We start from the raw sequence: 17,500 nt of genomic DNA, 5'->3' as shown, positions 1-17,500 counted from the left end.
TTTCCCGAAGTTATCCCAGTCTTACAGGCAGGTTGCCCACGTGTTACTCACCCGTCCGCCGCTAACGTCATAGAAGCAAGCTTCTATGACGTTCGCTCGACTTGCATGTATTAGGCACGCCGCCAGCGTTCATCCTGAGCCAGGATCAAACTCTCCGAAGAAATGTTTGACTTGCTCAATTTTAAAAATAAAAATTAACGTTGACGTTTACTATTTCGTTCAGTTTTCAAAGAACTCTTGTCTCAAGGCGACTTTCTTATCTTACCACCTTAAGAATAACTTGTCAATAACTTTTTTCATTAAGTTATTTTCGAGTTATTTTTTGTTGTTGTCTTAGCGACGTATATAAATATAACATCTGTTAACTTGCTGGTCAACAACTTTTTCAAAAAAAATAAAAGTTTTCTCAAAAAGATTCCAGAAAACTTTTATTTTGGATATTCCTCCAAATTATAATATAAAATTATTAATAACAAGTAAGGCAGCTATGCCTGGAATACCTAAAATAGCTGAAACAATGGCTGTGGGGAAATTAATAGGGATATGAATACCAAACTGTACGCCAAAGATGTTAATAAAGAAAAGCAGCAGAACGCCAATAATAAGCTTAATTGATAAATTTCCAATGACTCGAAGCATTTTTTCAACACCACCTGTTACTAAAAGTAGAATGATTAGTCCTATTAAAAAAGACACAACTACAATGGGATGATTTAGCATGTTGCCTCCTTCTTAAAGCAGATAAGTTATCTTATATGTATGTCCAAGCATTCAAAAAAAGCACTACTTCACGGAGGGAAATCCTTATTTTATAAAGACAACAAAACAGGATGCCTCTATGACATCCTGTTAATTGAAATATTTCGATGCTTGGCTTCTTTTAATAGAAAAAGATACTTCATTTTGGCTAATCGAATATCTACCATTACCTCTTCTGAAGGATCTACACTTCTTTCTACCATTGAAGTTTTGTGACTCCATTCCTGCTTTACTTGCATAAAAGTCTTCACAAATTCATCATCGTACTCTTTACGTAACCAACCTTTTCTTTTAAAAAACATATGCAAGTACCTCGTTATACTTCTCTTCTACCTTCTAGGGCTTTAGATAATGTTACTTCGTCTGCGTACTCAAGGTCTCCTCCAACGGGTAACCCATGAGCAATTCTAGTAATTTTAATTCCTGTCGGCTTTAAGAGCCTAGAGATATACATAGCCGTAGCTTCGCCCTCTATATTCGGGTTAGTAGCTAAAATCACTTCTTGAATCTCATCATCTTGAAGTCTTTTTAATAACTCTGGTACTTTGATATCTTCAGGCCCTATTCCTTCCATAGGTGAAATTGCGCCATGCAGGACATGATACAAGCCGTTATATTCTTTCATTTTCTCCATTGCAATGACATCCTTAGGGTCTTGCACCACACACACCACACTTCGCTCTCTACGCTGATCTTGACAAATGTAGCAAGGATCTTGATCTGTGATATGCCCGCAAACTGAACAATAGGTTAAATTTCGCTTCGCATTGACTAATGCTTTTGCAAAATCTAATACTGTATCTTCTTTCATAGATAAAACAAAGAATGCTAAGCGAACAGCTGTTTTTGGACCAATGCCGGGTAACTTCATAAAACTATCTATAAGCTTTGATATTGGTTCTGGATAATGCACGTGGCAACCACCTTATTAAAGTCCTGGAATATTTAAACCTTTTGTAAATTGACCCATTGTGTTATTTGTTAAATCGTCCATCTGTTTTAATGCGTCATTTGTTGCTGCTAGTACTAAATCTTGTAGCATTTCAATATCTTCAGGATCTACTACATCCTCTTTAATATTTACATCAATTACTTGTTTCTGACCGTTAACCACAACTGTTACCATTCCGCCGCCAGCTGTACCTTCAACAGTTTTTTCAGCTAACTCTTCCTGCGCTTTTTGCATATCTTTTTGCATTTTTTGCATTTGTTTCATCATTTTTTGCATATTGCCCATGCCTTTCATCATATGAACATTCCTCCTAAATTTACTCTTGAATTTCGATTAAGTCTTCTCCAAATAGCTTTTTCGCTTCTGCAACCAAAGGGTCTTCCTCCTGTGGTTGACCTGATGACCCATCACTTTGCTGCCCTTGAAGAAACTCTTCTCTTACTTTATCCCATTCACTTTCTGGAATTGCAACCATTTCACGCTTGCTGCCAATTAAAGTATATAAGATATTCTCTAAATTATCACGTACATTGTTGTTATTTTCAGAAGCCATTTTGCAATGAATTTCATATTTAAATTTAAGTATAAATGATTGATCTGAAGACGCAACCGGTTCACTGTTAGATAACAACGCTGCATGTGAAGCTTTATTTTGTTGTTTCAATGTGTCCAACACCTGCGCCCAAGATCGCTTAATCGTTTCTAAATTCTGCCGAGTGGCATTTTTTAAAACTTCATTTACCTTCCCAACAGGCGTTTTGTACTGACTTCTGGACTGTCTTGTCTGTTTTTTCTCTGTTTGCGCTGCCTGAGCTGTATGATCAACTTGAATGCCTTTTTCTTTTAACTGCTGCAGTTCTGCTTCCATTTGATTCATTTTTTGCAAAATGTCTTGATATGGAAGAGCGCTCTCTTGATTTGTAGAACTTTGAGCTAATTTTACTAAAGCTACTTCAAGTAGCACTCGAGGATGATTGCTCCATTTCATCTCTTGCTGAGTTTGGTTCAATTCAGCAATGACTTTATAAATAAAGGCACTATCCATTTTTGAACTGAGTTCTTTAAACTCTTCGTTAACCGCTGCTTTTTCAAGTAAATATGCATTTTCTTCAGAAGCTTGATAAAGCAGAACATCACGATAATAGAAGATGAGGTCCTCTACAAACCTCGCTGGATCTTTTCCGTTTTTGATCAAACTTTCAACAGAGTCTAGCGCTTCTACGATGTTTTCATTAAAGATAGCTTGGACGATCTTCACAATAAAAGCCTGTGATACTGCTCCTGTTATGGATAGAACATCCTCTAAGCTCACCTTCTCCGTACTATACGAGATCGCTTGGTCTAAAAGACTAAGTGCATCACGCATGCCGCCTTCTGAAGCTTTCGCAATTTCGTAAAGAGCATCCTCGCTTACTTCTAGCTCTTCAGAACCTAATACTTCCTTCATTCGATATACGATATCTTCTGGCGAAATGCGTTTGAAATCAAAGCGCTGACATCTAGAGATAATCGTTAATGGAATTTTATGCGGCTCTGTTGTAGCTAAAATAAAGATAACATGTGCAGGAGGTTCTTCTAACGTTTTTAACAAAGCGTTAAAAGCTCCAATTGAAAGCATATGAACTTCATCAATAATGTACACTTTGTATCGAACAGCACTAGGCGCATATTTTACTTTATCACGGATATCTCGAATTTCATCGACTCCATTATTAGAGGCTGCATCAATTTCAATTACATCAGAAATGGAACCATCAGTAATTCCCCGACAAGTTGCACATTCATTACAGGGTTCAGCAATGGGTGCTTTTTCACAGTTAACGGCTTTCGCTAAAATTTTAGCAGCTGTTGTCTTTCCTGTCCCTCGAGGCCCAGAAAATAAATACGCATGCGAAAATTTCTCTTGGACAAGGGCATTTTGAAGTGTTTTGATAATATGTTGTTGACCGACTACGTCGTTAAAGCTTTGAGGACGGTATACACGGTACAGAGCCTGATATGCCACTACATCCTCTCCTTTTAATATAATTCATTAGTTATCATTATAGCGTATTATGAGGGTTTTTTTCAAAATAGTGAGAGATAAAATAAAAAGCCTACTCCAACAGAGTAGACTAAACTTATGTATATAACTGCCGTGCACCTTCCGTCGATTAGCCACCCCAGGCGTTACTTAAGCAGTTAGCTCGGTTCAGGCGACCCCATGGCACATGAGAGGTTCTGCTTACTGCTGCTTCCTTCCGGACCTGACAGGGTTCACAGATTCCCATTGCATAGGACCCAAACGTCAACACCACTTACTTAAGGCAGGCCCTAAGATGAGCTAACCTCAAGAAGGAATTCGGCCTCGCTAGAGCGGATTGCGAGTACAGGGCACCGCTACCTCCCCGCTTAGCACGGCAAAGTTGAAACCAATAGTTTGGGCATCAAGTTGATGCATTTACAAGTATACGTCTTTTCATTCAAAAATGCAACTGCTATAGAAAACTTACTTTTTTAGCGCTATTTTCCAGCCTTTTTTCTTTGACGCAACTCACGAAAAAAGGTCGTTAAGAGGCTCCCGCATTCTTCTTCTAGCATACCTCCTACTACTTCTGCTTGATGATTAAACTTTTCAAACTCTAATAAGTTTAACAATGTTCCCGCACAGCCACCTTTAGGATCATAAGCGCCAAACACAACTCTTTTTACTCTTGATAATACAATAGCACCTGCACACATCGGACATGGTTCTAAGGTGACATATAACGTAGCGTCTTCCAATCTCCATGTTCCTAGTTTCTTACATGCTTCATCAATCGCTAAAAGTTCCGCATGAGCAACTGATCGCTGTTCTGTTTCTCGTAAGTTATAAGCTGAAGCAATTACCTCATCATTTTGAACAATAACTGCTCCAATGGGAACCTCTAATTTATCTTTAGCTTTTAATGCTTCATCAATTGCCAACCTCATATACTTTTCATCATTTAACACTTTTTATCCAACCTTACATATTATATTTTTTCTGAGTCAAACTATTTACTATGTACATCAGGAAAAGGAGAGACCTTATGTGAAGAACGCTAAAACTGCTTTAATTATTATTGATATGCTAAACGATTTTCAATTTAAAAACGGCAAAATACTTGCTGAAAAATCTTTAACAATTGCTCAAAACATTTCCAAATTAAAACAATATGCCTCGTCTCAACATATCCCTATCATTTATGTCAATGACCACTATAAGCTATGGCAAGCAAACTTAGAAACCATTTTAACACACTGCACAAATGAGATAAGCTCACCCATTCTACATCACATTTCACCACAAAACGCTGATTACTTTTTAATTAAACCAAAGCATTCTATCTTCTATGGGACAGCTTTAAATATTTTGCTATCACAGCTCGATGTGCATACACTTATTTTAACAGGAATTGCGGGAAATATATGCGTGCTTTTTTCAGCCAACGATGCTTATATGCGTGAGTATAACTTAATTGTGCCTGAAGATTGTATTGCTTCAAACGCAGATGAAGACAATACCTTTGCTTTGAGAATGATGCATAACGTATTAAATGCTCGTATTTGCAAACATAACGAGTTGATGAATTAAGTAAAAAGCCTTCTCATATGATGGAAGTAAGTCATATGAAATGGAGGCTTTTTATTATGCAAATTTACACTGTTAAAGCAGGTGACAGTATATATAGTATTGCAAAACAGTTCCGCATTGACGCAGGGAAAATTATAAGAGCAAATGAATTACCTAATCCAAATCAACTCGTCATCGGGCAATCTATGGTTATTCCAATCAACGGTACTTACTACACAGTAAAAGCTGGGGACACTATATGGAAGATAGGAAGAAAATTAGGCGTTAGCTATCAGGCTATCGCCAATGCGAACAATGTTTCAGTTACAGCACCCTTAACACCTGGCCGCCGCATCTTAATTCCCCCTTCCCCAAACAAAAGAAACGGTGAGTTTTTAGGGTATGTTGAAACAAGCAATCGAAAAATCACTCCTCAAACAGAGAAAATGATTAATCAAAATGCAAAATACCTTACTTATCTCGGGCCAGCGAACTTCGAAGTGCAAAAAGACGGTTCTCTAAAGGCACCTCCACTTAACAATTTAGGTTCTATTGCTAAAGAAAATGACGTCATTTTCTTAATGGTATTGGCTAATATTGAAAACGGTGCATTCAGTGACGAAGTCGGCCGAGCAATTTTAAATAATAAAGATGTTCAAGATACGCTCTTAAATAATATTGTAAAAACAGCGAAAGAACAAAATTTCAGAGACATTCATTTTGACTTCGAATTTTTGCGTCCGGCAGATAAAGAAGCCTATATTGCATTTTTACAGAAAGCAAAAAAGCGTCTTCAAGATGAGCAACTTCTTATGTCTGTCGCTTTAGCTCCGAAGACAAGTCGAGATCAAAAAGGCAAATGGTATGAAGCACATGATTATAAAGCCATTGGAGAGATTGCTAACTTCGTTGTTCCGATGACATATGAATGGGGATATAGCGGTGGGCCTCCTATGGCCGTCTCTCCTATTGGTCCCGTACGTGATGTTTTAGAATATGCAGTATCTGAAATACCTAGTTCAAAAATTATCATGGGTCAAAACCTATACGGTTACGATTGGACACTTCCTTACAAACCAGGAGGAGAATATGCCAAAGCCATTAGTCCTCAACGAGCTATTGAGTTGGCAGCTCGCTATAAAGTAGCTATTCAATACGACAATAAAGCACAAGCTCCTTTCTTCCGGTATAAAGATGAACAACAGCGCACCCACGAAGTATGGTTTGAAGACGCTAGGTCTATTCAGGCCAAGTTTGATTTAATAAAAGAATTAAAACTTAGAGGAATGGCCTACTGGAAACTAGGCTTGGATTTCCCGCAAAACTGGCTCTTGATTGAAGACAACTTCAAAATTACGAAAAGAGTGACACAGCCATAAATAGGGAAAGCTTACTGTTAACAGTAGGCTTTTTGTTATTCTTCTTACTGAAAGAAATTTCTTTTCCCCTTATTCTCCTTCTCTATGTTAAAATATTTTTTGTCTGTTTTTTTTGAACGAGTGGTCATGAAGGAGGCAAATGAATGCAAGGCACACCTTTTATTTCAGTAGAAGGACCCATCGGTGTCGGAAAAACCTCTCTAGCTAAAGAGATTGCACAAGCATTTCAATTCGAAATTTTAAAAGAAATCGTAGATGAAAATCCATTTCTTGGGAAATTTTATGAAAATATAAACGAGTGGAGTTTTCAAACCGAAATGTTTTTTCTATGTAATCGATATAAGCAGTTGGAGGATATTCAAAAAGGGTTCTTATCTTATAAAAAACCTGTTGTAGCAGATTATCATATTATGAAAAATATGATTTTTGCTGAGCAAACGTTAAAAGATGAACAGTATAAAAAATATGTACAAATCTTCCACATCTTAACGGCTGATATGCCAGCTCCAAACATTATTATTTATTTAAATGCCAGTTTAGATACCTTGTTAAAGCGTATTAAAATGCGCGGAAGAGAAATTGAACGAAACATCGATCCTCACTACCTTGCGAGGCTAAGTGATGATTATGAAAAAGCTATGACGGCGTTTGAACAAAATAACCCTGATGTAACCATTTTACGTTATGACGGTGATGAAATAGATTTTGTACAAAATAAACAACACTTAAATAGAATCTTATCAGAGGTTCAAGAGAGTATGTTAAAAAGGAGTATGTAATGGTAAACTTACGATCGAAATACAACATTCCTAATGATGCTGTGTTGACGATAGCGGGTACAGTTGGAGTTGGGAAATCTACAATGACTCAATCATTGGCTGATGCTCTCCAATTTCGCACATCGTTTGAAAAAGTAGATTCCAACCCTTACCTGGACAAATTTTATGGGGATTTTGAACGTTGGAGCTTTCACCTACAAGTATACTTTCTAGCGGAACGCTTTAAAGAACAAAAGAAAATTTTCGAGTATGGCGGCGGCTTCATCCAAGACAGATCCATTTACGAAGATACCGGTATCTTTGCTAAGATGCATTTTGAAAAAGGAACGATGTCTAAAGTAGACTATGAAACATATACAAGCTTGTTCGATGCAATGGTTATGACTCCATATTTCCCTCATCCGGATCTGCTCATTTATTTGGAAGGCAACTTCGAAGATATTGTAGATCGCATTCAAGAAAGAGGGCGACCAATGGAACAACAAACGCCTCTTGATTATTGGAAAGAGATGCACGCCCGATACGAAGACTGGATTAATAACTTTACGGCTTGCCCTATTCTTCGTTTAGATATTAGAGAATACGACCTTATCAAGGATCCTGATTCAATTGAATCAATTGTTGAAAAAGTGGCTCGCTTTTTACAACATAATGAAAAGCTAAAACGTCGTCATCTATAAAAAAATGCCGCTTTAATAGATAAAGCGGCATTTTTAACAAATAAAAAACCGTTACTTATAAGTAACGGTTTTCCAATCTCCAATTTATCGCGCTATGTTAATTGCATTATAAGTCAAATATGGCGGAGGAAGAGGGATTCGAACCCCCGCGGGCTTTAACACCCCTGTCGGTTTTCAAGACCGATCCCTTCAGCCGGACTTGGGTATTCCTCCGTATCGACAAGTATTAATTTATCATATACAAATAATGAAGTCAACTCTTTTATTGATTTTTTTAAGAAGATGTTCATTAAGAATTAATTCTTAATGAACATCTTCTACTTTTATTTAGAAATAAATTCCTTATTCCCCATATATGGACGCAGCACTTCTGGAATTTGAATTGATCCATCTTCCTGCTGGTAGTTTTCTAAAATTGCAGCTACCGTACGGCCAATCGCTAAGCCAGAACCGTTTAGTGTATGAACATGCTCTGGTTTTGCTTTTGTATCACGGCGGAAGCGAATATTAGCACGACGAGCTTGGAAGCTTTCAAAGTTTGAACAAGAAGAAATTTCACGATACGTTTCATAACTTGGAATCCAAACTTCAATATCATACTTTTTGGCTGCTGTGAAACCTAGGTCAGCTGTACACATGCTTAGAACTCGATACGGTAAACCTAATAGTTGAAGAACCTTTTCAGCATGGCCCGTTAATTTTTCTAATTCATCATAAGAGTCTTCTGGCTTAACAAAGCGAACAAGTTCCACTTTATTAAACTGATGCTGACGAATAAGACCACGTGTATCTCTTCCTGCAGAGCCTGCTTCTGAGCGGAAGCAAGCACTATACGCTGTATAAGCAATTGGAAGCTGATCTCCGCTTAAGATTTCATCACGGTGTAAATTTGTAACTGGTACTTCAGCTGTAGGAATTAAGAAATAATCTTCTTCTTTAATCTTGAATGCATCTTCTTCAAATTTAGGAAGCTGCCCTGTTCCTGTCATGCTTGTACGATTTACCATATATGGAGGAAGAATTTCTTCATAACCATGCTCATCCATATGTAAATCCATCATAAAGTTAATAAGAGCGCGTTCTAATCTTGCACCTAACCCTTTATAAAATACAAAGCGGCTTCCCGTTACTTTCGAAGCTCTTTCAAAATCTAAAATATTTAAATCTGTTCCTAAATCCCAATGCGGTTTTGGTTCAAAATCAAATTGTTTAATTTCTCCCCATTTGCGAACTTCTACGTTATCATCTTCAGTTTCACCTACAGGCGTACTTTCATGTGGAACGTTAGGAATTGAAAGCAGCAATAGTTCTAATTCTTCTTCAACGCTGCGAAGCTCTTCATCCAATTGCTTTACGCGGTCTCCTACTTCACGCATTTCAACGATTAAATGATCCGCATCTTGTTTTTCACGCTTCAATTGTGCAATTTGCTGTGATACTTCATTTCGCTTGCTTTTTAACTCTTCTGTTTGAGCAATTAGCTCACGGCGCTTTGCATCTAACTCTTCGAAGCGACCTAAGTCCGTTAAGTCCTCACCACGAAACTTGAGCTTTTCTTTTACTTCATTAAAATTAGCACGTAAAAATTTTAAATCTAACATACTTAGTACCTCCTTCAGTATAAAAGGGCAAAATAAAAACTCTCATCCCCATGAAAGGGACGAGAGTTTACCCGCGTTGCCACCCTAATTGAAAGCTAAAATAAGCCTTCCTCTTAAACCAGATAACGGATGAACCGAAACTGCCTACTACTTTTTCGACAGCTTGCTCCAGGACGGATTCATAAGAATTGATTATCGATTCACACCAGCCATCGACTCTCTTGAAATCAAAAATCTTATTACTATTTCCTATCAACGCTTTATACCAATATCATTTTTATTAATCATAATGTACTACAAGTCTTTACAAGATGCAATTCATTTATACAGGTTTTTTTGAAGCTTCTTCAACCATTGCTACAAAATACTGAGCCATGCGAGCATCATCTGTTAATTCCGGGTGAAACGAACATCCCAAGAATTGACCTTGTCTTGCTGCCACAATTCGATCATTATGCATTGCTAAGACTTCAACGTTTTCTCCTACTTCTACAATATGCGGAGCACGGATAAATACGCCTATAAAATCTTCACCGATATCTTTAATATTTAGAGCAGCTTCAAAGCTATCCCGTTGACGTCCAAACGAGTTTCGAGCTACCGTAATATCCATAACACCTAAATGAGGCTCTTCACGGTCAACGACTTGTCCTGCGAGTAAAATTAAACCCGCACACGTACCAAACACCGGTTTACCTGCTTGTGCAAACTGGCGAAGAGGTTCCATAAAATCATACTTGTCGATCAGACGACGCATTGCTGTGCTTTCGCCGCCCGGTAGGATTAAACCATCTACTTCGTCTAGCTGTTCAACTTTTTTAATGATAATGGCTTCGGCGCCTGCTGCTTCTAATGCTTGTGCATGCTCGCGAAAGGCACCTTGTAACCCTAACACGCCTACTTTTACCATTTTGTCAAAACTCCCTTTAAATTACCATCCACGCTCTTGCATGCGGTTTTCTGGTAATAATGATGAAATTTCAATCCCTTTCATTGCACTTCCTAACCCTTTTGATAAGTTTGCAATGAGTTCATAGTCTTGATAATGTGTTGTTGCTTCCACGATTGCACGTGCAAACTTTTCAGGGTTGTCTGATTTGAAGATTCCTGATCCAACGAACACGCCGTCTGCTCCAAGCTGCATCATTAACGCTGCATCTGCTGGTGTTGCTACACCGCCTGCTGCAAAGTTTACAACTGGTAAACGACCTTCACGTTTAATTTGCAGTAATAACTCATAAGGTGCGCCTAATAGTTTAGCTTCTGTCATTAACTCATCTTCGTCCATGCCCACAACTTTACGTACTTGAGCGTTTACTTGACGCATATGACGCACTGCTTCTACGATGTTTCCTGTCCCTGGTTCGCCCTTTGTACGAAGCATTGCAGCTCCTTCAGCAATACGACGAGATGCTTCGCCAAGATCACGGCAACCGCACACAAATGGAACCGTAAATGTATTTTTATTTAAATGAAACTCCTCATCAGCTGGAGTCAACACTTCACTTTCATCGATGTAGTCTACACCCATCGCTTCTAGCACGCGTGCTTCAACAATATGACCAATACGAGCTTTTGCCATAACTGGAATGGACACAGCATTCATCACTTCTTCAACAATTGTTGGGTCTGCCATACGAGACACACCGCCTGCTGCACGGATATCAGCTGGAACACGCTCTAATGCCATAACGGCAACAGCACCTGCTGCTTCTGCAATTTTTGCTTGCTCTGCATTGATCACGTCCATGATAACGCCACCTTTTTGCATTTCCGCCATTCCTCGTTTTACACGATCAGTACCTGTAATGTTATTCATGTTTGTCTTCCTCCTGTATCAAGTGTTTCACAATAATTTTTAGTGTATATACAAAATTCGAAACTTAGTGTCTATTCTACCGCATTTTTCGGAAAATTCCTATCTAATTTATAGATTATATACAAACAAATCTAAAAATAAAAAGAAGAGATACTCTCTTGTAGTATCTCTTCTTTCTCTTGAGTTATCATTAAAACCAGTTATTCACTGTATTTGCAGCATTCATCCAAATATCGCTGAAGAAGTTACCAATACTGCGGATAGCGAGAGAGAACCACCCAGCCTTTTCAACAGATTCGTTTGTCACAACCGGCGTCATGCTATCTGTAGTTTGACCTCCTACATAGCCTAAATCTTTGAGATTGCTGTTTGTTGCACTCACATAAGCAACTGTTTCTCCTTTTTTAATAGGAGCAACAACTTTTTGATCGTTCATAACTTTATCGTTTAACTTAAAGTTGATTTTAGTATGATCTTTTTGACCTTTTTCGGTAATAATCTTTACCGAATTCTTTGGAGAAACGGAAGCTTCTTTTGATTTTCCTTTAGCAACATCAATTGTTTCATGCCCTTTAATCTCGCCGTTAGCAGGCACTACTTCTTTTAACTGAAAATGACTAAAAGCATAATCCAATATCTTTTTCGTTTGGGAAAAACGAGCAGCTTCCGTAGACTTGCCGTTTTCCTTAGCATTCATTACAACTGTTATGTATCTTACTCCGTTACGCTCTGCAGTTCCAGTGAAACATTGACCTGCAAAATCTGTATGACCAGTTTTTAAGCCGTCTACACCGCTGTAGGCAGCTGAAAAACCTGGGAGCATCTTATTCCAATTGTTCATTTTTGTTTCGCCTTGTTGCCCTTGTCTAAACATCTTAGAAGGAGTTTTAGCTACTTCCAAAGATTCTGGATAATCATGAATTAAGTGATAAGCAAGGGTAGCAACTGCCCGAGCCGATAGAAGGTTCTCATCTTCTTCCTTCGTTCCTTTTGGATACATTCCTTTTAGCAAAGAATTAGAAAGACCTGTAGAATTGACAAATTTTGATTCACCCATATTTAATTTTTTTGCCGTTTCGTTCATTAACTTAATAAAGTTTTCTTCAGAATCGCTGACAGCTTCAGCTAAAGCAATTGCAGCTCCATTAGCTGAGTAAATAGCCATGGCATCATATAATTCTTTCACCGTGTATTTTTGGTTTTCAATTAACGGTACATTTGATAATCCATAATCCTGAGAAATTTTAGCTGCATATTTACTAACTGGCACACGTTGATCCCAAGATAATTTCTTATCTTTTATGGATTCTAATACTAGGTATTCCGTCATCATTTTTGTCATGCTTGCAATACCTAATAAAGCATCCGTATTTTTCCCGTATAATACTTTCCCCGTACTTGCCTCTACTAAGATCGCTGCATCTGCTTCAACGCCAATATTATCTGTTTTAGGAGCAGCTGATGCTTGTGTAGAGACAAAAAATACGCTGGCCATTAACATAACAGCAATGACACAAATTAATTGTTTCTGTACTGCGTTTCTCACTCTATACCCTCCAAACGTAAACTCACATAAATGTAATTTTATCATACTAAAATTTAAAAAAATAGATAAAGAAGTACTGTTACATTCGTGATCAATGACATAAAAAACACGTTTCCCTAATAGGGAAACGTGTTTTTTAAACATTCATGATTATCTCATAGAATAGTTAGGAGACTCTTTTGTGATTTGTACATCATGTGGGTGACTTTCTCTTAAACCTGCTCCAGTCATACGAATGAATTGTGCCTGTTCACGTAACGCTTCTAAGTTAGCTGAACCACAGTAACCCATTCCTGCGCGTAAACCGCCAATCATTTGATATAAAGTATCTGCTACAGGTCCTTTGTAAGGCAAACGGCCTTCGATACCTTCTGGAACTAATTTTTTATTATCTTCTTGGAAGTATCGATCTTTACTTCCTTTTTCCATAGCTCCTACAGAGCCCATTCCACGGTACACTTTAAAGCGTCTACCTTGGTAGATTTCTGTTTCTCCAGGACTTTCGGTCGTTCCCGCTAGAAGGCTTCCTAGCATTACTGTATGTCCACCAGCTGCAAGTGCTTTTACGATATCTCCAGAGTATTTAATACCGCCATCTGCGATAATAGCTACACCGTGCTTACGAGCTTCAGTTGCACAGTCATATACTGCTGTAATTTGTGGAACGCCTACACCAGCTACAACACGAGTTGTACAAATTGAACCAGGTCCAATTCCTACTTTTACTACGTTTGCTCCCGCTTCAATTAATGCTTTTGTACCTTCAGCAGTTGCTACGTTCCCAGCAATAATATTTAACTCTGGATATGCCTCGCGAATGCTGCGTACCGTATCTAAAACGCCTTGTGAATGTCCATGCGCTGTATCAATAACGATAACATCAACGCCAGCTTGTACTAATTTTTCGATACGAACGTTTGAATCAGCTGTTACGCCAACAGCTGCTCCAACTAATAATCGACCTTGTTGATCTTTAGCTGCATTTGGAAACTCAATTACTTTTTCAATGTCTTTAATTGTGATAAGACCTTTTAATACGCCATTGTCATCTACAAGAGGTAACTTTTCAATTTTGTATTGCTGTAGAATTTTCTCTGCTTCTTCTAAAGTCGTTCCTACTGGAGCAGTAACTAATTCTTCTTTTGTCATTACATCAGCAATTTGCATTGAATAATCTTGGATAAAACGCAAGTCGCGGTTTGTAAGGATTCCAACTAGTTTTTGTTCTTCTTCGTTGTTGACAATCGGCACACCTGAGATACGATATTTGCCCATTAAATGTTCAGCAGCAAATACTTGGTTTTCAGGAGTTAAAAAGAAAGGATCCGTGATAACACCACTTTCAGAGCGTTTTACTTTATCAACTTGTTCTGCTTGCTGTTCAATCGACATGTTTTTGTGAATGATACCTAAACCACCTTGTCTAGCCATCGCAATAGCCATTTCAGCTTCTGTAACTGTATCCATTCCTGCACTGATGAACGGTACCTTTAATTTTAATGTTTTTGTTAGTTCAACACTCATATCAACGTCTTTAGGTAGTACCTCAGATTTTGCTGGCACCAGTAAAACGTCATCAAATGTTAAGCCTTCTTTAGAAAATTTGCTTTCCCACATTATAGAATCCTCCTTTAAACGACAGAATATTATTAGTAGATTAACAAGCAGATATGTACCTGTCAATAACTTCACTAGATATCAGATAATTCTAATAAAAAGAAAAGGTGATTTAGTTGCATAAATTTAATGATGTTTGGACGTCCTACAATTTATTTTTTTCCGTTCCTTTTGTACAAGACTTTTTAAAAAAGCGCTATCAAAAATTGAATTATAGCGATGCAGAGCAACATAGCTTTAAAAACAGTTACCCATTTATTTATTATTTGGAACACAGTAAAAATTATTATCAAGTTGCGGCACAATCTCCTGTATCAGTTCAACCAGTTTTATTATTTTATGGAATGTCACAGCTGTTAAAAGCCTGTTTGTTAACGCAAAACCCAGTATATCCAGAAAATACGGCGGTGTTAGCACATGGAGTATCAACACGAAAAAGAAAAAAACAAAGTTATGATTTTTTAGATGATGAAGTTAAGATCCAAAAAAGCGGTTTGTTTTCACAAGTAGGAGAAGAATTGTTTCATGTGAAACAACTGGAAGGTAGTAAATATACAATGAATTATCTGTTGTCGTGCGTACCGGAATTAGATACATTATTTTTAAATTTGGGTACTAGGTCATTTTCTCATTTAACAACTATTGGATCGCTTCCAGCTACCTCTTTGTCTATTCCTGAACAAGTTACACGGTGTTATCATATGAATCACGAAAGGCTCTACTCTTTTTTAAAAGAGCGTTCCCGCCTATCATTGTCTCTGTCAGAAGATCAGGTATGTATTCTTGATCCTTCAAGCTGTTTATATAATTGTTCACCTTTTATGTACAATTTCCAAAATAACACGCTACATGCACCTTTGGAAAAAGATAGCTGTTTATATTTCCCTGAGATGTTGGCACATTACTTATTACTTTATAATTTAAGTATGATTTCACGTTATGAAACAGAGTGGTGGTATGAATTATTGCATACATACTCTTCGAAAGATTATCCATTTATCTTGAGGTTCCTTGAAGTTACGGCTCAAAAGATTCCTTACTTAATTTCTTGTTACTTAAATGAACATACAAAAAAAGACTAGCTATTTTAGCTAGTCTTTTTTCAAGTGCCTGGCAACGTCCTACTCTCACAGGGACAAAGTCCCAACTACCATTGGCGCTAAAGAGCTTAACTTCCGTGTTCGGTATGGGAACGGGTGTGACCTCTTCGCTATCGCCACCAGACAAGAGATTGCTCTCTCAAAACTAGATAACAGTTCGCTGAGTAAAGCTTACGCTTTTAAAAGTTTGGTTAAGTCCTCGATCGATTAGTATCAGTCAGCTACACATGTCGCCACGCTTCCACCTCTGACCTATCAACCTGATCATCTTTCAGGGATCTTACTAGCTTGCGCTATGGGAAATCTCATCTTGAGGGGGGCTTCATGCTTAGATGCTTTCAGCACTTATCCCGTCCACACATAGCTACCCAGCGATGCCTTTGGCAAGACAACTGGTACACCAGCGGTGTGTCCATCCCGGTCCTCTCGTACTAAGGACAGCTCCTCTCAAATTTCCTACGCCCACGACGGATAGGGACCGAACTGTCTCACGACGTTCTGAACCCAGCTCGCGTACCGCTTTAATGGGCGAACAGCCCAACCCTTGGGACCGACTACAGCCCCAGGATGCGATGAGCCGACATCGAGGTGCCAAACCTCCCCGTCGATGTGGACTCTTGGGGGAGATAAGCCTGTTATCCCCGGGGTAGCTTTTATCCGTTGAGCGATGGCCCTTCCATGCGGAACCACCGGATCACTAAGCCCGACTTTCGTCCCTGCTCGACTTGTAGGTCTCGCAGTCAAGCTCCCTTGTGCCTTTACACTCTACGAATGATTTCCAACCATTCTGAGGGAACCTTTGGGCGCCTCCGTTACATTTTAGGAGGCGACCGCCCCAGTCAAACTGCCCACCTGACACTGTCTCCCGGCCCGATCAGGGCCGCGGGTTAGAATTTCAATACAGCCAGGGTAGTATCCCACCGACGCCTCCACCGAAGCTAGCGCTCCGGCTTCTCAGGCTCCTACCTATCCTGTACAAGCTGTACCAAAATTCAATATCAGGCTACAGTAAAGCTCCACGGGGTCTTTCCGTCCTGTCGCGGGTAACCTGCATCTTCACAGGTACTATAATTTCACCGAGTCTCTCGTTGAGACAGTGCCCAGATCGTTACGCCTTTCGTGCGGGTCGGAACTTACCCGACAAGGAATTTCGCTACCTTAGGACCGTTATAGTTACGGCCGCCGTTTACTGGGGCTTCGATTCAGAGCTTCTCCCAAAGGATAACCCCTCCTCTTAACCTTCCAGCACCGGGCAGGCGTCAGCCCCTATACTTCGCCTTGCGGCTTCGCAGAGACCTGTGTTTTTGCTAAACAGTCGCCTGGGCCTATTCACTGCGGCTCTCTCGGGCTATACACCCTACCAGAGCACCCCTTCTCCCGAAGTTACGGGGTCATTTTGCCGAGTTCCTTAACGAGAGTTCTCTCGATCACCTTAGGATTCTCTCCTCGCCTACCTGTGTCGGTTTGCGGTACGGGCACCTCCCGCCTCGCTAGAGGCTTTTCTTGGCAGTGTGGAATCAGGAACTTCGGTACTATAATTCCCTCGTCATCACAGCTCAGCCTTTATGATGAGCGGATTTGCCTACTCATCAGCCTAACTGCTTGAACGCGCATATCCAGCAGCGCGCTTACCCTATCCTACTGCGTCCCCCCATTACTCAAACGGCGGGGAGGTGGTACAGGAATATCAACCT

The 17,500-nt window shown here is 39.2% G+C and carries 16 protein-coding genes, 1 tRNA gene, 3 rRNA genes, 1 other RNA gene and 1 other annotated feature (2 of these 22 only partly in view); of the genes, 5 read left to right on the top strand and 16 right to left on the bottom strand.

Annotated elements, in window-relative coordinates; all coding sequences use genetic code 11:
• The 8 genes from Q5794_RS00155 to tadA form a co-directional block, all read right to left on the bottom strand.
• A 16S ribosomal RNA gene (locus Q5794_RS00155) occupies window positions 1-161 on the bottom strand; it reaches 1,391 nt to the left of the window's first position.
• A 289-nt stretch (window positions 162-450) separates the two neighbouring features.
• Entirely contained in the window at window positions 451-720 is a 270-nt protein-coding gene (locus tag Q5794_RS00150; RefSeq protein ID WP_013081328.1) for a pro-sigmaK processing inhibitor BofA family protein, read from the bottom strand.
• 116 nt (window positions 721-836) lie between these two features.
• Entirely contained in the window at window positions 837-1,061 is a 225-nt protein-coding gene (locus Q5794_RS00145) for a YaaL family protein (protein ID WP_013054840.1), read from the bottom strand.
• Window positions 1,062-1,075: 14 nt separating this feature from the next.
• Entirely contained in the window at window positions 1,076-1,672 is a 597-nt protein-coding gene (gene recR, locus Q5794_RS00140; protein WP_014461944.1) for a recombination mediator RecR, read from the bottom strand.
• A gap of 15 nt (window positions 1,673-1,687) precedes the next feature.
• Window positions 1,688-2,008, bottom strand: a complete 321-nt coding sequence (locus Q5794_RS00135) for a YbaB/EbfC family nucleoid-associated protein (protein ID WP_013081327.1) — start codon at window positions 2,006-2,008, stop codon at window positions 1,688-1,690.
• A 19-nt stretch (window positions 2,009-2,027) separates the two neighbouring features.
• On the bottom strand, window positions 2,028-3,716 hold the full coding sequence (gene dnaX / locus Q5794_RS00130) for a DNA polymerase III subunit gamma/tau (RefSeq protein ID WP_192998783.1): 1,689 nt from the start codon (window positions 3,714-3,716) through the stop codon (window positions 2,028-2,030).
• Window positions 3,717-3,846: 130 nt separating this feature from the next.
• Window positions 3,847-4,111: signal recognition particle sRNA large type (gene ffs / locus Q5794_RS00125), an RNA gene on the bottom strand.
• A 102-nt stretch (window positions 4,112-4,213) separates the two neighbouring features.
• Window positions 4,214-4,684 carry a tRNA adenosine(34) deaminase TadA gene (gene tadA / locus Q5794_RS00120; protein WP_082595891.1) on the bottom strand — a complete coding sequence of 157 codons (471 nt, stop codon included), beginning with the start codon at window positions 4,682-4,684 and terminating at the stop codon, window positions 4,214-4,216.
• A 79-nt stretch (window positions 4,685-4,763) separates the two neighbouring features.
• Here tadA and Q5794_RS00115 point away from each other — a divergent pair, with 79 nt between their 5' ends.
• From Q5794_RS00115 to Q5794_RS00100, 4 genes are all read left to right on the top strand, one after another.
• On the top strand, window positions 4,764-5,306 hold the full coding sequence (locus Q5794_RS00115) for an isochorismatase family cysteine hydrolase (protein WP_129705611.1): 543 nt from the start codon (window positions 4,764-4,766) through the stop codon (window positions 5,304-5,306).
• Window positions 5,307-5,362: 56 nt separating this feature from the next.
• On the top strand, window positions 5,363-6,664 hold the full coding sequence (locus tag Q5794_RS00110) for a glycoside hydrolase family 18 protein (protein ID WP_153254531.1): 1,302 nt from the start codon (window positions 5,363-5,365) through the stop codon (window positions 6,662-6,664).
• Window positions 6,665-6,807: 143 nt separating this feature from the next.
• Window positions 6,808-7,443 carry a deoxynucleoside kinase gene (locus Q5794_RS00105; RefSeq protein ID WP_028410386.1) on the top strand — a complete coding sequence of 212 codons (636 nt, stop codon included), beginning with the start codon at window positions 6,808-6,810 and terminating at the stop codon, window positions 7,441-7,443.
• Complete coding sequence (locus tag Q5794_RS00100) at window positions 7,443-8,123, top strand: deoxynucleoside kinase (protein ID WP_214987862.1); 681 nt, start codon at window positions 7,443-7,445, stop codon at window positions 8,121-8,123. The genes Q5794_RS00105 and Q5794_RS00100 overlap by 1 nt, the downstream gene beginning before the upstream one ends.
• Window positions 8,124-8,243: 120 nt before the next feature.
• On the opposite strand, the gene Q5794_RS00095 is transcribed toward Q5794_RS00100, so the two are convergent.
• From Q5794_RS00095 to guaB, 6 genes are all read right to left on the bottom strand, one after another.
• A tRNA-Ser gene (locus tag Q5794_RS00095) sits at window positions 8,244-8,336 on the bottom strand.
• Between the two features lie 110 nt (window positions 8,337-8,446).
• Window positions 8,447-9,724, bottom strand: a complete 1,278-nt coding sequence (gene serS, locus Q5794_RS00090) for a serine--tRNA ligase (protein ID WP_013054831.1) — start codon at window positions 9,722-9,724, stop codon at window positions 8,447-8,449.
• 52 nt (window positions 9,725-9,776) lie between these two features.
• Window positions 9,777-9,989: a binding site (T-box leader), on the bottom strand.
• Window positions 9,990-10,046: 57 nt separating this feature from the next.
• Window positions 10,047-10,634: a pyridoxal 5'-phosphate synthase glutaminase subunit PdxT gene (gene pdxT / locus Q5794_RS00085; protein WP_025753569.1), complete on the bottom strand. Its 588-nt coding sequence runs from the start codon at window positions 10,632-10,634 to the stop codon at window positions 10,047-10,049.
• A 21-nt stretch (window positions 10,635-10,655) separates the two neighbouring features.
• Window positions 10,656-11,543, bottom strand: coding sequence for a pyridoxal 5'-phosphate synthase lyase subunit PdxS (gene pdxS / locus Q5794_RS00080; RefSeq protein ID WP_013054829.1), 888 nt, complete (start codon window positions 11,541-11,543; stop codon window positions 10,656-10,658).
• A 190-nt stretch (window positions 11,544-11,733) separates the two neighbouring features.
• Window positions 11,734-13,089, bottom strand: a complete 1,356-nt coding sequence (locus tag Q5794_RS00075) for a serine hydrolase (protein ID WP_214987859.1) — start codon at window positions 13,087-13,089, stop codon at window positions 11,734-11,736.
• A gap of 150 nt (window positions 13,090-13,239) precedes the next feature.
• The gene (gene guaB / locus Q5794_RS00070; protein ID WP_013054827.1) at window positions 13,240-14,706 is read right to left on the bottom strand and encodes an IMP dehydrogenase; all 1,467 of its coding nucleotides are present in this window, start codon (window positions 14,704-14,706) and stop codon (window positions 13,240-13,242) included.
• Between the two features lie 116 nt (window positions 14,707-14,822).
• Here guaB and Q5794_RS00065 point away from each other — a divergent pair, with 116 nt between their 5' ends.
• Window positions 14,823-15,788: a YaaC family protein gene (locus tag Q5794_RS00065; protein ID WP_097825358.1), complete on the top strand. Its 966-nt coding sequence runs from the start codon at window positions 14,823-14,825 to the stop codon at window positions 15,786-15,788.
• 26 nt (window positions 15,789-15,814) lie between these two features.
• Here the strand turns inward: Q5794_RS00065 and rrf are convergent.
• Window positions 15,815-15,930, bottom strand: a 5S ribosomal RNA gene (gene rrf, locus Q5794_RS00060).
• Window positions 15,931-15,993: 63 nt separating this feature from the next.
• A 23S ribosomal RNA gene (locus Q5794_RS00055) occupies window positions 15,994-17,500 on the bottom strand; it runs 1,429 nt beyond the window's last position.

The sequence above is a fragment of the Priestia megaterium genome (genome assembly GCF_041941685.1).
Taxonomy (GTDB): Bacteria; Bacillota; Bacilli; order Bacillales; family Bacillaceae_H; genus Priestia; species Priestia megaterium_C.
The sequence above is the reverse complement of the archived record's forward strand: the minus strand, read 5'-3'. Positions and strand labels throughout refer to the sequence as shown.

Coding starts and splice junctions, on each gene's coding strand:
- pdxS (WP_013054829.1), bottom strand. CDS start 11,543: ATGAATAACATTACAGGTACTGATCGTGTAAAACGAGGAATGGCGGAA.
- Q5794_RS00145 (WP_013054840.1), bottom strand. CDS start 1,061: ATGTTTTTTAAAAGAAAAGGTTGGTTACGTAAAGAGTACGATGATGAA.
- Q5794_RS00105 (WP_028410386.1), top strand. CDS start 6,808: ATGCAAGGCACACCTTTTATTTCAGTAGAAGGACCCATCGGTGTCGGA.
- Q5794_RS00150 (WP_013081328.1), bottom strand. CDS start 720: ATGCTAAATCATCCCATTGTAGTTGTGTCTTTTTTAATAGGACTAATC.
- Q5794_RS00135 (WP_013081327.1), bottom strand. CDS start 2,008: ATGATGAAAGGCATGGGCAATATGCAAAAAATGATGAAACAAATGCAA.
- guaB (WP_013054827.1), bottom strand. CDS start 14,706: ATGTGGGAAAGCAAATTTTCTAAAGAAGGCTTAACATTTGATGACGTT.
- pdxT (WP_025753569.1), bottom strand. CDS start 10,634: ATGGTAAAAGTAGGCGTGTTAGGGTTACAAGGTGCCTTTCGCGAGCAT.
- serS (WP_013054831.1), bottom strand. CDS start 9,724: ATGTTAGATTTAAAATTTTTACGTGCTAATTTTAATGAAGTAAAAGAA.
- Q5794_RS00100 (WP_214987862.1), top strand. CDS start 7,443: ATGGTAAACTTACGATCGAAATACAACATTCCTAATGATGCTGTGTTG.
- Q5794_RS00110 (WP_153254531.1), top strand. CDS start 5,363: ATGCAAATTTACACTGTTAAAGCAGGTGACAGTATATATAGTATTGCA.